Source organism: Candidatus Thiosymbion oneisti (genome assembly GCF_004359955.1).
GTDB lineage: Bacteria > Pseudomonadota > Gammaproteobacteria > Chromatiales > Chromatiaceae > Thiosymbion > Thiosymbion oneisti.
Window position 1 is genome coordinate 15255 of the sequence record NZ_SMSC01000033.1, and the last position, 14820, is coordinate 30074.

Here is a 14820-nt window from a genome sequence, read left to right on the forward strand (position 1 = left end):
TCTTAATTTTTAGACAGCCTCTAAGGAACGAACCCCAACGGGAGAAAAACGACGAATTACGCGAATCAACGCGAATGCAGATTCGCGTGATTGAGTAGTTTTGCTTTGTAGGGCACCTTGCAAGATCCTGGGGAGGGAATTTTTCAAGGCGTCCTATACCCGACAACAACAAGGTTAGAACATCACCCGCTAGCAAACGACTTCCACCGACTCGACGCGCTGGAAGCCCCGGGGCAACAGCTTCCCCCGCCGGCCTCGCTCTCCTTGGTAGATATCCAGATCGGTCGGCTTCAGGGTGAAGTGGCGCCTGCCGGAACGGATAGTGAGCGTGGCGATCTCGGGGACGACCGCCAGGGCGGCGAGATATTCTTCGCGCGCCTTGGATCTGGCCGCCGGGATGCCGATGATCTTGTTGCCCTTGCCCCGGGGCAGCTCGGGCAGCTCGGAGACGGGATACACCAGCAGGTGTCCGCTGCTGGTGATCGCCGCCAGGCGGTCGCCGCGCAGGTTCAGCACCGGCACCGGGGGCAGGGCCTCGGCACCCGCGGGCAGGGTGAGTACGACCTTGCCGGCTTTGGGCTTGGCGTACAGGGCCTGCAGGGTGACGATAAAGCCATAGCCGGCATCGGAGGCGACTAGATATTTGGCCTCGGGCTCGCCGCCGAGCACTGCAATGAAATCGATGCCCTTGGGCGGCGCCAGACGTCCGGTCAGGGGTTCGCCCTGTCCCCGTGCCGAAGGCAAGGTGTGGGCCGGCAGCGAGTAGCTGCGGCCAGTGGCGTCGAGAAAGACCACGGGTTGGTTGCTGCGAACCCGGACCGCGCCCAGATAGGCGTCCCCGGCCTTGTAGCCCAGGCCCTTGGGGTCGATCTCGTGGCCCTTGGCCGCACGCACCCAGCCCTTCTCCGACAGGACTACCGTCACCGGCTCGCTGGGGGCGAGCTCGGTCTCGTCCAGGGCCAGGGCGATACCGCGCTGCACCAGGGGCGAGCGGCGCTGGTCGCCGTATTTGTCCGCATCTTGCTGGATCTCCTCGCCGATGAGCTGCTTGAGCAGCCGTTCGCTGCCGAGGATCTTCTGCAATCGGTCGCGCTCCTCGGCCAGCGTCGCCTGTTCGGCACGGATCTTCATCTCCTCCAGGCGAGCGAGGTGGCGCAGGCGGGTATTGAGGATGTACTCGGCCTGGGCGTCCGTGAGCGCGAAACGGGCCATCAGCACCGTCTTGGGCGCGTCCTCGGTGCGGATGATGCGGATCACCTCGTCAAGGTTGAGGAAGGCGATCATCAGGCCCGCCAACAGATGCAGGCGGTCGAGTACTTGGTCCAGCCGGTGCCGTAGCCGGCGGCGCACCGTCTCGGTGCGATGGCTGAGCCACTCCGCCAGGATCTCGCGCAGGTTCATGACCCGCGGCCGGCCGTTGAGTCCGATCGTGTTCATGTTGACCCGGTAGGTACGCTCCAGGTCGGTGGTGGCAAACAGGTGGGACATAAGCCGCGGCACGTCCACCCGCTGCGAGCGGGGGACGATGACCAGGCGGGTCGGGGACTCGTGATCGGACTCATCCCGCAGGTCCTCGATCATGGGTAGCTTCTTGGCCTGCATCTGCTGCGCTACCTGCTCCATGATGCGGTTGCCCGAGACCTGGTAGGGCAATGCGATGATCACGATGTCCCCATGCTCCAGTTCGTAGCGGGCGCGCAGCCTGATGCTGCCGACACCGCTCTCATACAGGCGCACGAGCTCCTCCGGCGGGGTGACGACCTCCGCCGCGGTCGGGTAGTCGGGCCCCGGAACATGGGCCATCAGCTCCGCTACCGTGGCGTCGGGACGCTCCAGCAGATGGATACAGGCGGCGGCCACCTCCCGCAGGTTGTGCGCGGGAATATCCGTAGCCATGCCGACGGCAATGCCGGTGGCGCCGTTGAGCAGCAGGTTCGGCAGCCGCGCCGGCAACAACTTGGGTTCCTGGAGGGTGCCGTCGAAGTTGGGCTGCCAATCCACCGTGCCCTGTCCCACCTCGGCGAGCAGGACCTCGGCATAGGGCGCCAGGCGCGCCTCCGTGTAGCGCATGGCGGCGAAGGATTTGGGATCGTCCGGCGAGCCCCAGTTACCCTGGCCGTCCACGAGCGGATAGCGGTAAGAGAAGGCTTGGGCCATGAGCACCATGGCCTCGTAGCAGGCGGTGTCGCCGTGGGGGTGAAACTTGCCCAGCACATCGCCCACGGTACGGGCGGATTTCTTGAACTTGGCGGTGGCCGCCAACCCCAGCTCGGACATGGCGTAGAGGATGCGCCGCTGGACCGGCTTGAGACCGTCGCCCACATGGGGCAAGGCCCGGTCCAGGATGACATACATGGAGTAATCCAGGTAGGCCTTCTCGCTGAACACATGGAGCGGCATCCGCTCCAGGCCCTCGTGGTTGTAGGTGGGGATGTCCATCATTCGCGGGGCCGGCGAACAGTCATCATTCACCGGTAGGCACGGGCTGTATCTCGAGGTGGTCTCGCCTGGAAGTTAAGGGTTTGTGACAACCACAGGCTCATCTTTCAGGGCCGAGTAGGACGTAATCTATACTTATTCTGTCGTCGGCTATTGGACGAAATTGCTCATTTGCGTATGCAATATGCTCAGGGTGATCTCGAAAAGATGCAATCACGGATTCATTGGCAAATCTTATTAACCAACACCATCGATACTTGGCATTTGGCCTGACTGATTCACCGCTCCAAGTAGCTCTGACTCCTGGAATATTATCCAAAACCGCGGTGCCTGTTTGTGCCGCTTTTCTCGTTTGCTCGTCGCTTACGCTCGAATTGTAAATAATCAGGTGTTCTATTGGTGCATATATTTTGCATTTACTTTTTGCATCAACCGCCAGTCCTGTCGCGTCTACCTGGTCAACGATTTTTGACAATGAATCGATAGCTGAGTTTATTACAGCCGCTTCCAGCTGATTCCAGGTGCTCACGTTCTCGATCTCTTTCACCAATGAACCAAATTCAACAATATTATCTATTTCCAAAAAATCGATTGCAATAGACTCTTCCGGTTTGCTGACAACCCCACAGGAGCTCGCAGTCCGTTCTATCTCCAGCTTATCTTGTTCATTGCAATTATTCTCCAAAAACAGCGCTTGGCATCCCCTCCGTAATGCCTCGACAGCCTGACTCTTATCAGATATCCTTCTTGCTACGAAAGACGACGCTACATCCTCTTTTCTCAGCAATTCCTCAATCGACGGAATTAACCCGTTTTCGACCTGGGATCCATCGATTGTCACTATGAATGGAATGTCGTGTTTCTTAGCCCATGCAACCGCACCTTTCAATACTAACAATGATTGCACGTTAATAGCGGGCAATTTATAGTGGTGATCATCCGAGTGCGTTACAAGATCCGATAAGTTCAATATTGCCATAGTAGGAACCTATATGTTGAAGGCTAACGTTTGGGCTCTGGGGAGGCGCGATAGCGCCAGCGTTCCTTGGAGCCCTTTGTTATACGCTTGGCTGCTCTTTTCTCAGACTTCCGATTAGCGCGCTTTGAGTTATCAATGCTTTCAAAAGAATCAACGCTTTTCGGTAACTTCTTTTCTTCTGTTGCAAGCCTACGTTCTACTTTCTTTGCGTCTTCTTCTGGTGGTAGAAGTTCGGGTTTTATGTTTCGCTTGCCTAGCAGATCTCTCACGTCTCGATTGTTACTGACGTGCTCTCCAGTAATTTCGTGCTCCGTTGCTAAGTCGTCACGTTTGATATTGAAGTTTGTAATCTCGTTAGCAAAATCTTTAGCTTTAATAGTTATCATGGGTAAGAAATCTGCCAAGGCTCTGTTTTCTGGCATATTTAGCTTGCGCTTCATGTCCTTCGTGTTCATCCCTCCAAACAAAGCTGTATCCCCTTTACTCCGTATGCGACCAAAGCTTTTCTGGTCCCCAACCCTCTCGAAAATAATCCCAGACAATTCTTTCTCGGAAGCAGTGAGCCGTTTTCTTGCGTCAAGTCTCTCTACTTCTGCGATGCGTTTTTCAATTAGCTCCTGTTTTCTGGTTTGTACTGCGAAATATGTTTGTGCAAATGCAATTTCGTCTTTTGATGGATCCCCGTTTTGTGCGATCAGGTAGCAGGCATACCGGGTAAGCGCGACATCGGCGATCTCCGTTGAGCACCGGACCCGAGGGTAACCATTTTCGTGACATCAAGAAAATGGTCGTCAGCATCGTAACCTGCGGTTATACAAGATGTTTTCGCTTTCGAAACAACTTTGATAAAATTCTCCCACCTAGCGTAACCAAGAAGATCTTGCAGGTCGCGTGCCAACCAGAATTCCACGCCAGTTTCATCTTCCACTTTGACGATGTGCTCAAAATTAGAATGCAATTTCGTGATTACTTCCTTTTCATGGAGGTTTCCTCAGTTATGGAAAAGAAATAATACTACCATGTCGCAACCAGGGGCTTGTGAGACCTAACGCAAAGCGTAACCGGACCTATTAGGTCGTCTATATTGCCAACAGATGGAATGGACCGACATCTATTTTTCCGACGCTATATCAACGTCAATCTAGCATGATCGCGTCTTTGCGATCCAAGATACATGAATGGATTTCAGGACTCGGTGAGAAGAACAACCGCGAAGGCGGCAATCCCCTCGCCGCGACCTGTGAAGCCCATGCGTTCCGTGGTGGTCGCCTTCACATTGACCCGCTCCACCGGACAGCACAGATCCGCGGCCAGGACCTCAGTCATGGCTGCGATGTAGGGCGCGAGCCTGGGGTGTTGGGCAACGATGGTCAGGTCCGCATTGCCCACGCCGAATCCGCGTTCGCTCAGGGCATCCATTACCCGCCGCAGCAGGACGCGGCTGTCGATGCCGGCGTATTGGTCTTCATGGTCAGGAAACCAGCGGCCGATGTCCCCCAGACCGGCGGCGCCCAGCAAGGCATCGCAGAGGGCGTGGATGACCACATCGCCGTCCGAGTGGGCGGCGAGCCCCTGGTCGTGCTCGATCCGAATCCCCCCGAGAACCAGCGGTCGCCCGGACCCGAAGCGGTGGGCGTCCAGTCCCTGCCCGATCCGAACCGGTATGAGGGGCTGTTGACATTCATCGTTCACGGTGCAGACGCCCCTGCTGCCGGAGATAGAAATCCGCCAACGGCAGGTCCTCCGGTCGCGTAATCTTGATGTTGTCGGCGTGGCCTTCGACCAGCATGGGTTCCAGTCCCAGCAGCTCCACGGCAGCGGCGTCGTCCGTGACCAGGCGGTCCTGGTCCAGGGCCGTGCGCAGGGCCCGGCGCAGGAGGCCAAGCCGAAACACCTGGGGGGTAAAGGCGTGCCAAAGGGTGTCTCGGGGGACGGTGCGGCCTATTCCACCATCCTCCATGGCCTGCTTCATGGTATCCCGCACCGGCATCCCCAGGAGACCGCCGACCGGGTGGTCCGGCAAGGTAGCCAGCAACCGGTCCAGGTCATCCCGGCGCAGACAGGGCCTGGCCGCGTCATGCACCAGGACCCAATCCGCCGCGTCCGCTTCCTGGGCCAGAAGGTCGAGGGCGTTGAGCACCGAGTGGCAACGCTCGCTCCCCCCGTCCACCCGCCGGACCCGGGAATGGTCGGCGAAGGCCGTGCGGGGCCAAAACCTATCCCCTGGGTCCAGGGCAATGGAGACCCCCGAGATTTGCGGATGCTCCAAAAAAAGCCCCAAGGACCACTCGATGACGGGACGACCGGCTAGATCCAGGTATTGCTTGGGAACCGATGCCCCCATCCGGCGGCCGACCCCAGCCGCGGGAATGACCGCCCAATATCTAGCCCGCATATCTCACTAGTACTTAGTTTCGATTGATACTGCTGGCTCCCACGCTCCAGCGTGGGAGCAAATCCCGACGCTCCAGCGTCGACAAGCGATCAGGTAAGCCGGTCCAGGTCGGCACAGAGGGACACGGTCCGCTGGAGCGGCCACATTTGCGTTCCCACGCTGGAGAGACTGTGAAAGAATTCGCACGGGCATCCGCCGCGTGCGCTCCTGGGCTTCGGAAGCGCAGAAAACCGTGTAAAGGCGCTTGATCGGCGGTGTCGGAGCCGCTGACTGCCGGAACCCGCGTTTGCCGTTGCCATGAACAGAAATAGGCAATAAAAAGAGACAGTGACGTCTCATCCGGCCAGTTGCACAACGGCCTGGACAGGCCGCGCCTGTTGGCGTCGGGCGCAAGACTCCCGGAACGCCCCCACGCCGAGCCGGTTGACCACCCGGATCAGGTTGTAGCCAAGCACCATCAGGCTCATCTCGCCGCGCACCTTCTTAAAGCCACGCACCAGAAAGTGGTCCCACCCGAACCAACGCTTGAGGATGCCGAAGGGATGTTCGACCAGCCCGGCACGCTGACGCATCCGCGCTGACCCTTGGTCGGCCATCCGTTGCTGATGGGCGTCGGCTAACTCGGCGTGCTCGCTACGGTAGAGACTGCGGGGGGTGCCGGACTCGGGCCAACACACCGCCTTCAGCGGGCAGTTGTGGCACTGACTGGCCGGGCGGCTGTAGCGGGTGCGCCGGATACCGTTCTTCTGCTGCGGCTGGCCGCACGCGGAGAGCACCTCACCAGCGGGGCAGAGATAGACATCATTGGTTTGGTCGTACTGGAAGTCTTTCCCACTGAGGCGACCTTGGCCCGTGACGGCTTTATGTTTGTCCGGGATCGGGACGTAGACAGTGGCACCGGCGGCGTCGCAAGCGGCCAACTCGGCCTCGCTGTAGTCGCCCGCATCGGCAACCGCGGTCAGGTTCTCCACCCCGAGCACCTCCATGCTCTGCCGGCACTGACGGCTGAGCTGGTTCTGATCGTCCCCAGCGTTGGTGACTTCGTGATGCACAATGAGTTAGTGTTTCCCATCGACGCCGCTTTGCACATTGTAGCCGGTGACGTGTTGTTTGCCCTTGCTCAAGGACCGTGCATCGGGGTCGGTCCGTGACAACTGGGTCTCACCGCTCGCTTCCAGTTGCTTGAGTTGTGCCTGCTTGCGCGCTTGGCGCGCCTTGAGTTCATCCAGCTTGCGCGCCAGCTCGGGGTCTTCACCTAACCCGTCACCGGCTTGGTTTTCCTGCGCATCGTTGGCATCCAGCTCCTGCGTGTAGACCTCCAGATCACGTTCGGGCTTCTTCAGTTCGGCTTGCAAGTTCTTCTTGGTCGTGATGCTGGCGTCACTGGCGCTGGCATGGAAAAACGAGCCGTCGATGCCGATGGTTTCTCTGCCCAGCAGCTCGAGTTCTTGGCACAGCACGATGAAATCACGGTTGGCCGCCCGCAACGCGCTCCCGTTGACCCGTCGAAACTCAGCGCTGGTGCGGCAGCTCGGGACTAATCCCTCCCGCAGCCAGCTCAACTCCAGGTTGCGCCGGCACTCACGCTCCAGACGCCGGGAGCTGCGCACCCGGTTGAGATAACCGTAAACATAAAGTTTGAGCAGCAGGCCCGGAGCGAACGCCGGTTGACCGGGAGTGAGATCGCCCGCGGTATTGGTAAAGCCCAACGCTTCCAGGTCAAGCAGGTCGACGTAGGCGTCGATGGCCCGCACCAGACTGAACTCGCTGACGTAATCTTCCACCCGTGGCGGCAGCAGGGCTTCCTGGCTACGGGCTGTGCCTTGCTTGTATCGTCTCGCCATCAATGTCAACCTACCGAATTGATCTCGACCGAGTGTTTATGTTCACCACCAACGGCGAATTCTTTCACAATCTCTCCAGCGTGGGAGCAGGTCCCGACGCTCCGGCGTCGATTAAGCGCCTCGGTAGGCTAACCGCCAACGCCGATCAGCACCGAGGAGCTGAGTCCGCGGGAGCGGACAAGACAGCGTTCCCACGCTGGAGCCTGGGAACAAGCGCGAAGAACTCAACCGATGTTATCGGTACTTCGGCACTGCTGTACTAGATATTGAATTCCGGCTTACCTGTAAGGACCTCTATCAACTTCGCTTCTCTTGAGTATTCTTTGAGCAACCGAGTCCTGTCTCCTCTTTCGAAATCATTGAAGTTGAAGCCAGGGGCCATTGTCGTGCCCATCAAAGCGAATCGTCCTCCATCCAGCAAGCGGGAACCTTGCCACCAACCGCCCTTGATACACAATTGTACTTTCATGGATTTTTCTATTTCGTGTCCCAGGATATGCCGCTCCGTTTTTCCATATGGCCCAAGCGCAAGCAACTCAACCGGATCTCCGATATAAAAGTGATATATTTCGTCCCCTTTCAGCCTATGTAAGATGGAGCAGGTATCCGGTGTCAACAAGTAAAAGATAGCTGTGGATACATTTCTCTCGTCCGGGTATTTGTTCTCCAGACAATCCGGGGTCAAGATCGAGCGACTGCGGTAGGTTTCTTTGCAGTATCCCCCTTCAAACAGCAACGGCTCTAACCCGAGAAAATCGATAATCTGTTGTGGAGTACTTATTCTTGATCCCATGTTTCTCAATCAGGTTCAGAGTGCCGATAGACAAGCTTCATGTATTGGTAGTGGTAAATTTTTAAATGGTTAGCGTAGAGCGGTTCATTATGCCCCCTTTCTTCATTTGATCCCCTCTCCCCGGCCCTCTCCCGGGGGGAGAGGGGGTGCAGCTTGTGGCGTGCCAAACCCACTGCTAGTGGCGATGTTTCCATTTAGACCTTAACCACTACCCATGTATTCTCTATATTGAACGACCGGCTTTCTTTTCCCATACTCAATCCAACGGGGGCCACTCCTGACGCAACCCACCGGCAAAGCGAGGTCCGCGCGGGCCGGCAGCGCAGGAGGTAATCTGAGTGTAGGTTGCATTATAAGACGCCGGCATCGGGCCACAGCCCGTAGGATGCGGCGAGCGCGGTGGTTCTGAATTTACCGGCCGGTGCATGCCTTCCCCGCGCGAACCGCATCAATGATGTGATGAGCGCCTGCCGACCGCTCCAGGGACGCCTGCCTGTGCGTCCCGCACGCAGACAGGGGGCGGGCAGGCAGCGGAACCGCATCTTTGGACGGCGGCGTGCCCGACACCCACGTCCGTCATTCCCGGTTATGGATCTTTGAGCTTCGTAACGCAACACGTCCGGTTTCCCAAACAGCGTCAAATCATTCAGGATTGCTTCCGATCTGCAGGTGCCGGCTCCTGTTCGCCCGCGCTTCGATCCAGCTCCCGCAGGCGTGCGAGCTTCTCGCGGATGCGAATCTCCAGCCCCCGGTCCACAGGCGCATAGTACCTGGGGTGGGGCAGGCCCTCCGGGAGGTAGTTCTCGCCCGCCGCGTAGCCCTCCGGCTCGTCGTGGGCATAGCGGTAGCGCTTTCCGTATCCCAGCTCCTGCATGAGCCGAGTGGGGGCATTGCGCAGGTGCACCGGGACTTCCAGGGAACCGGAACGACGGGCGTCCTCCAAGGCCGCGTTCCAGGCCTGGTAGACGGCATTGCTCTTGGCGGCACAGGCCAGATAGACGACTGCCTGGGCGACGGCGAGCTCGCCCTCGGGACTGCCGAGGCGTTCCTGCACCTCCCAGGCGTTCAGGGCCAACTCCAGGGCCCGGGGATCGGCAGTGCCGATGTCTTCGGAGGCCATGCGCACTACCCGCCGGGCGATGTAGCGGGGATCACAGCCGCCGTCGATCATACGTGCCAGCCAGTAGAGTGCGGCGTCCGGCGCCGAGCCGCGTACCGATTTGTGCAAGGCCGAGATTTGGTCGTAGAAGACATCGCCGCCTTTGTCGAAGCGCCGGACCTGTCCGGCGATCAATTCGGCGACCACATCGGCGCCGATCTCGCTGCCGTCGGTCAAGTCCACCGCCAGCTCCAGCAGATTGAGGGCGCGTCGGGCATCTCCGTCCGCCGCTTCGGCCAGGAGTCGCCGCTGCTTCGGGTCCAGGGTCAACCCCCGGTCCCCTGGGCCCCGCACGGGATCGGCCAAGGCCCGGTCGATGACGCGCTCCAGATCTTCGATCCGTAACGGCTTGAGTACATAGACCCGGGCCCGGGACAGCAAGGCGTTGTTGAGCTCGAAGGAAGGGTTCTCGGTGGTAGCGCCGATGAAGATCAGGGTCCCCGCTTCCACATGGGGCAAAAAGGCGTCCTGTTGACTCTTGTTGAAGCGGTGTACCTCGTCGATAAAGAGGATGGTGCCGCGACCCTCCCGTTCCCAGACCTTGCGCGCCTCGGCCACGGCCTCGCGGATGTCCTTGACGCCTGAGAGTACGGCGGAGAGCTTGCGGAAATTGGCCCCCGAATAGGCCGCCAGGAGACGCGCCAAGGTGGTCTTTCCGGTGCCGGGCGGTCCCCAGAAGACCATGGAATGGGGTCGGTCCGCCTCGATGGCCCGGCGCAACGGTTTGCCGGGCGCGAGGAGGTGGGACTGTCCGCACATCTCTTCCAGCGTGCGCGGCCGCATGCGGTCGGCCAGGGGTGCCGCGGGCGCAGTGGAGAAGAGCGGTTTAGGCACAGGGGTCGGCATGTCGGATTGCCGGCGCACTCCGAACGAAATCCGGCACAAGCAGCCGGTCAGACCGGATGTGACAAAGTAGAATCAATCGATCTGCAGAAAATCGACGGCACTGGATGCGTCGAAGTGGAACAGGTCCTTGTCGAGCCTCGGGTTACGTTTGGTCCCTGTAAAGACGAAGCGCGTGTGCTGACCGAAGCTGTCGTCCATCAGCAAGGTGTCGAGACGCTTGCCGGCGAAGCCGATGCGGATCCTCACCACCTGGGTATCCTTGGCCTTGGGCCGCAACTCGACCCATTCGCGCCCGTCTCCGGCGTCCCAGGGGGTCACCTTGAAGTGACGGTCGACAGGCCCTTCCATCGCCAGCAGCTGGGCCGGCGTGCCACCCAAGGCCTTGGCCTGGCTCTGGTGGGAGACCTGATCCAGCTCCAGATCGTGCAGCCACACGCGCTTGCCGTCGGCGACGATGATCTGTTTGACCGGACTCTCGTATTCCCATCGAAATTGGCCGGGACGCCTGAGATAGAAGGTGCCCTTCGATTCCACTATGCGGCCCCCGTCGACATTCAGGGTAATCTGCCTGAAGTCGGAGACCAATGACCTGAGCCCCCTCAGGTAGTCCTGCAAGCGCTCGGGACCGGTGGCAGCCGGCGCCGGGCCGCACAGCAGAAGCGCCGGCAGGATCAGCCAGGAGACTATCGGCCGGAGGGACACGGCGAGATAGGGGATGTTTCCTTTCGGCGCTACCGGATTTCGGATCGATTGCATGTAAATCGCTCAACAACAACTTAACGATGGAGACCGGATTGGTTAGAGTATAAGAGATATGATTTTCATCCGGTAACTATTCAGCTACCCCATCGGCAAAGTGATCGGCAGGATCGAGCTGCCTGGTTTTTTGGAATGGCTGCAGGAGGGATTAGTCCCGAGCTACCGCACCAGCGCTGAGTTTCGACGGGTCAACGGGAGCGCGTTGCGGGCGGCCAACCGTGATTTCATCGTGCTGTGCCAAGAACTCGATCTGCTGGGCAGAGAAACCATCGGTATCGACGGCTCGTTTTTCCAGGCCAGCGCCAGTGACGCCAGCATCAAGACCAAGAAGCGTTTGGAAACCGAACTCAAGAAGATCGAGCGTGATTTGGACGCTTACGCCCAGTGTCTGGATGCCAACGACGCGCAGGAAAACCAGGCCGGCGACCGGTTGGGTGAAGACCCCGCGCTGGTGAGCAAGTTGGATGAACTCAAGGCGCACCAGGCCCGCCAGCAGGCACAACGCAAGCAGCTTGAGGAGCGTGGTGAGACCCAGCGCTCCCGCACCGACCCTGATGCGCGGGCCTTGAACAAGGGCAAACAGCACGTCACCGGCTACAATGTGCAAAGCGGCGTCGATGGGAAACACCAGCTCATTGTGCATCACGAAGTCACCAACGCTGGGAACGATCAAAACCAGCTCAGCCGTCAGTGCCAGCAGACCATGGCGGTGCTCGGCGTGGAAAGCCTGACCGTGGTTGCCGATGCGGGCTACTACAGCGAGGTCGAGTTGGCCGCTTGCGACGCCGCCGGTGCCACTGTCTACGTCCCAATCCCGGACAAACACAAAGCGGTCACGGGCCAAGGTCGCCTCAGCGGCAAACGCTTTCAGTACAACCAAACGAATGATGTTTACATCTGCCCCGCCGGTGAGTTGCTGCCCCCGCGCGGCCAACCGCATCACAAGAACGGCATCCGGCGTACCCGCTACAGCCACCCGGCCAGTCAGTGTCGGGACTGCCTACTGAAGGCGGTGTGCCGACCCGACTCCGGTACACCCCGCGTAGCATTTACCGCAGTGAGCACGCCAACTTAGTCGAGACCCATCAGCAACGGATGGCTGAGAGGCTGTCTAAAAACTAACCCATTGATTTTCGGCTGGCTCCCCACGCTGGAGCCTGGGGAGCCAGCCGAATAACATCGGTTGAGTTGTTCCATTGGAAATTTTTTCCGCAAATGAACGCAAATCGGTCGGAATCGGCTCACCATGATCGACGGTCCTTCATCTCATTGTGCCCATTTGCGTTGATTTGCGGATAACTTTTCCGTGAGGATCATCCTGTTCGTCCCGGTACGTGCTGCCGCTTGCAATGCTTTACCTCCTTGATCCCAGGAACCCCCAGGCACCCTTTCCGGACGCGGAAACGGCGGAGCGGGAGCCGGACGGTCTCCTCGCGGTAGGCGGAGATCTGAGCGTGACGCGACTGGTTAACGCCTATCGGCGCGGTATCTTTCCCTGGTTCGGTGCCGGCGATCCCATCCTCTGGTGGTCTCCCGACCCTAGGACCACTCTCTTCCCGGAGCGGCTCCGAATTTCCAGAACCCTGCGCAAGACCCTACGCAAGGACCGTTTCGGCGCCACCATGGACCGGGATTTCGACGCTGTTATCACCGCCTGTGCCCAACCCCGCGCCGGGAGCGGCGGTACCTGGTTGGTACCCGAGATGATCGCTGCTTATCGGAGGCTTCATCGCCGAGGGTTCGCCCACTCCGTCGAGATCTGGCAGGACGGCGCGCTGGCCGGAGGACTCTACGGGGTGGCCCTTGGCCGGGTGTTCTTCGGCGAATCCATGTTCACCCGCATCAGCGACGCCTCCAAGGTGGCCCTCGTCCATCTGTGCGGGAGACTCGCGGAGCGGGGTTTCCGCCTCATCGATTGCCAAGCATTGACCGCCCACCTCATCCGCATGGGTGCGGAGCAGATACCCCGGGCCGACTTCGTCCGTTTGCTCGAGCGCTGGTGTTCCCGCCCCGACCGGCCTGGGAGCTGGGATGACGGGCGAATCAGTCTACCGCTCGCCCCCGGCGATAAGCCCATAAGCGGCGTGGCCGGATCGTGATTTAGGAGCGTCGAGCACGGCGGTGGTGGGCACATTTTGAGCATCCCGACGGCATGTGCTCATAAGGCCAAAGTCGTTCGCAACGCATTCTCTACCAGGCCCATTTCCCCGCATTTTCCAATCACCTTATCCATCTCCCGTTCCAGCACCGTCACCAGATTGTCCGTTACCACGACAGAATCCATACGGAGCCCCATACATTTTCCAAGATCGCTATCCTTTTGCACCAAGACTCTGGTCTGACCCGTCCTTGCGAGATTGGATGTGATCAAGGTGGCAATCCGTTGCCCCAAGGCAGTGTTTAACCCATCCGCTTGCACAACCAGGGCTGGCCGTTTCTTGTACGTCTTCAAATCCGAGTTTGGGAAACGAACAAGAATGACATCGCCGCGCCTACAATTCGTCGTATACCTCCATCCCTGGCGCATCCCAATCATCCTCAAAAGTCCGCAGGCGCATCCGGGTTTCCAATGCTTCTTCGTTCGACCAGCCAAGCCCAACGATCGGCCGGCCACTGGAGGTCGCATTGGAGATCATCACATCAGCCTTCTCCAGGGGAGTGATGTCGGTATCGATCAGCGGCTGGAAAGGCTGCCGGTCACGGTCGCCCGGCTGGTACGGACGCAATGCCAAATCACGCACGGTCCGGGCGGCGTGGAGAAGGACGATCTCTCGATCAGATTCGGGCAGCCGACTGAGCGGATTACCAGGGGTGTTGAGTCCTTGGAATTGGGTGATCCGTATCTGCTGAGGACTGTCCTGACCGGGGATCTGGACCGGGAACTCCCATTCGTCAACGACACTGGGCCTGACGAAGAGGGGGGTGAGAATCAGTTTTTCCTGCAACCGGCGGCGCAGCAAGAGTGGAAGCTCCCGCTCTCGGATACACTCCGAGTCCAGGAAATCGGTCGAGACCAACAGAACTGCGACGCGGATCTGCTCTAAGGTGGTTTCTATCTCCCGGTCCCAGTCAGCGCTCGCCTCAATTTCGGTATCTGCCCAGATCTCCAGGCGCTCATCGCTCCCCAAGGCCACGCGTAGGTGCTTATAGAAGGCATCGGAGTATTCCTGATCCGTACGGCTGTAGTTGATGAAGATTCGATCTGGCATGTTGCTCCCCTCTTGGTTCCGGCGGAATATACATCGCCGACAGTACCGCGGTCTTTGCCTGGGCCACGAGCAACCGGGCAAGCCCGGATAAACTTCCGGCTTCCAGTCGCCCAGTTTACCTGGCTGCAATGCAATGCCATTAAGTTAAGCGTTACCGGTCAGCGAAAAAGAGGAAAAACGACGACTCACGCGAATCCGCGCGAAATTGTCATCCCGAACCGAAGGGAGGGATCTTGTTCGCGCTGATTCGCGCACTTCGTCGTTTTCTCTTCCGCATCCTGACCGACCACGACAAGCGGTCATCAGCTAACCTAATGGCATTGGGCTGCAATGAGGCTATGGTTGTTGGCCGCAGAGTCGTTTGAACAGGGCAACCGAATGACCTTTAAAATCAATA

General features: G+C 59.1%; 14 protein-coding genes. 2 read left to right on the forward strand and 12 right to left on the reverse strand.

The window, feature by feature from the left end; genetic code table 11:
* Nucleotides 1-189: 189 nt before the first annotated feature.
* The 10 genes from parC to lolA form a co-directional block, all read right to left on the reverse strand.
* Entirely contained in the window at nucleotides 190-2442 is a 2253-nt protein-coding gene (gene parC / locus E1958_RS16650; protein WP_133512871.1) for a DNA topoisomerase IV subunit A, read from the reverse strand.
* Between the two features lie 97 nt (nucleotides 2443-2539).
* Nucleotides 2540-3418, reverse strand: a complete 879-nt coding sequence (locus E1958_RS16655; protein ID WP_133512872.1) for a Dabb family protein — start codon at nucleotides 3416-3418, stop codon at nucleotides 2540-2542.
* Between the two features lie 23 nt (nucleotides 3419-3441).
* Complete coding sequence (locus E1958_RS21000; RefSeq protein ID WP_165742374.1) at nucleotides 3442-3858, reverse strand: hypothetical protein; 417 nt, start codon at nucleotides 3856-3858, stop codon at nucleotides 3442-3444.
* A 745-nt stretch (nucleotides 3859-4603) separates the two neighbouring features.
* A complete protein-coding gene (ispF, locus tag E1958_RS16665) occupies nucleotides 4604-5083 on the reverse strand; it encodes a 2-C-methyl-D-erythritol 2,4-cyclodiphosphate synthase (protein ID WP_133512894.1) in 480 nt (159 codons plus the stop codon).
* Nucleotides 5084-5099: 16 nt separating this feature from the next.
* Nucleotides 5100-5813: a 2-C-methyl-D-erythritol 4-phosphate cytidylyltransferase gene (gene ispD / locus E1958_RS16670; protein WP_133512873.1), complete on the reverse strand. Its 714-nt coding sequence runs from the start codon at nucleotides 5811-5813 to the stop codon at nucleotides 5100-5102.
* Nucleotides 5814-6148: 335 nt separating this feature from the next.
* A complete protein-coding gene (locus E1958_RS16675; RefSeq protein ID WP_133512874.1) occupies nucleotides 6149-6865 on the reverse strand; it encodes a transposase in 717 nt (238 codons plus the stop codon).
* 6 nt (nucleotides 6866-6871) lie between these two features.
* Entirely contained in the window at nucleotides 6872-7657 is a 786-nt protein-coding gene (locus tag E1958_RS16680) for a transposase (protein WP_133512875.1), read from the reverse strand.
* A gap of 259 nt (nucleotides 7658-7916) precedes the next feature.
* On the reverse strand, nucleotides 7917-8450 hold the full coding sequence (locus tag E1958_RS16685) for a cupin domain-containing protein (protein ID WP_133512876.1): 534 nt from the start codon (nucleotides 8448-8450) through the stop codon (nucleotides 7917-7919).
* Nucleotides 8451-9096: 646 nt separating this feature from the next.
* A complete protein-coding gene (locus E1958_RS16690; protein ID WP_133512877.1) occupies nucleotides 9097-10455 on the reverse strand; it encodes a replication-associated recombination protein A in 1359 nt (452 codons plus the stop codon).
* Nucleotides 10456-10527: 72 nt separating this feature from the next.
* Entirely contained in the window at nucleotides 10528-11211 is a 684-nt protein-coding gene (gene lolA, locus E1958_RS16695) for an outer membrane lipoprotein periplasmic chaperone LolA (RefSeq protein WP_133512878.1), read from the reverse strand.
* A 130-nt stretch (nucleotides 11212-11341) separates the two neighbouring features.
* Between lolA and E1958_RS16700 the strand changes: the two genes are divergently transcribed.
* Together E1958_RS16700 and aat are read left to right on the forward strand one after the other, a co-directional pair.
* On the forward strand, nucleotides 11342-12289 hold the full coding sequence (locus tag E1958_RS16700; RefSeq protein WP_166664683.1) for a transposase: 948 nt from the start codon (nucleotides 11342-11344) through the stop codon (nucleotides 12287-12289).
* 274 nt (nucleotides 12290-12563) lie between these two features.
* Entirely contained in the window at nucleotides 12564-13313 is a 750-nt protein-coding gene (gene aat, locus E1958_RS16705) for a leucyl/phenylalanyl-tRNA--protein transferase (protein WP_133512880.1), read from the forward strand.
* Between the two features lie 59 nt (nucleotides 13314-13372).
* Here the strand turns inward: aat and E1958_RS16710 are convergent, their stop codons facing one another.
* Nucleotides 13373-13750: a type II toxin-antitoxin system PemK/MazF family toxin gene (locus E1958_RS16710; protein ID WP_133512881.1), complete on the reverse strand. Its 378-nt coding sequence runs from the start codon at nucleotides 13748-13750 to the stop codon at nucleotides 13373-13375.
* Nucleotides 13707-14423 (reverse strand): toll/interleukin-1 receptor domain-containing protein, encoded by a 717-nt coding sequence (locus tag E1958_RS16715; RefSeq protein ID WP_133512882.1) that lies wholly within the window; start codon nucleotides 14421-14423, stop codon nucleotides 13707-13709. The genes E1958_RS16710 and E1958_RS16715 overlap by 44 nt, the downstream gene beginning before the upstream one ends.
* Between the last annotated feature and the right edge of the window lie 397 nt (nucleotides 14424-14820).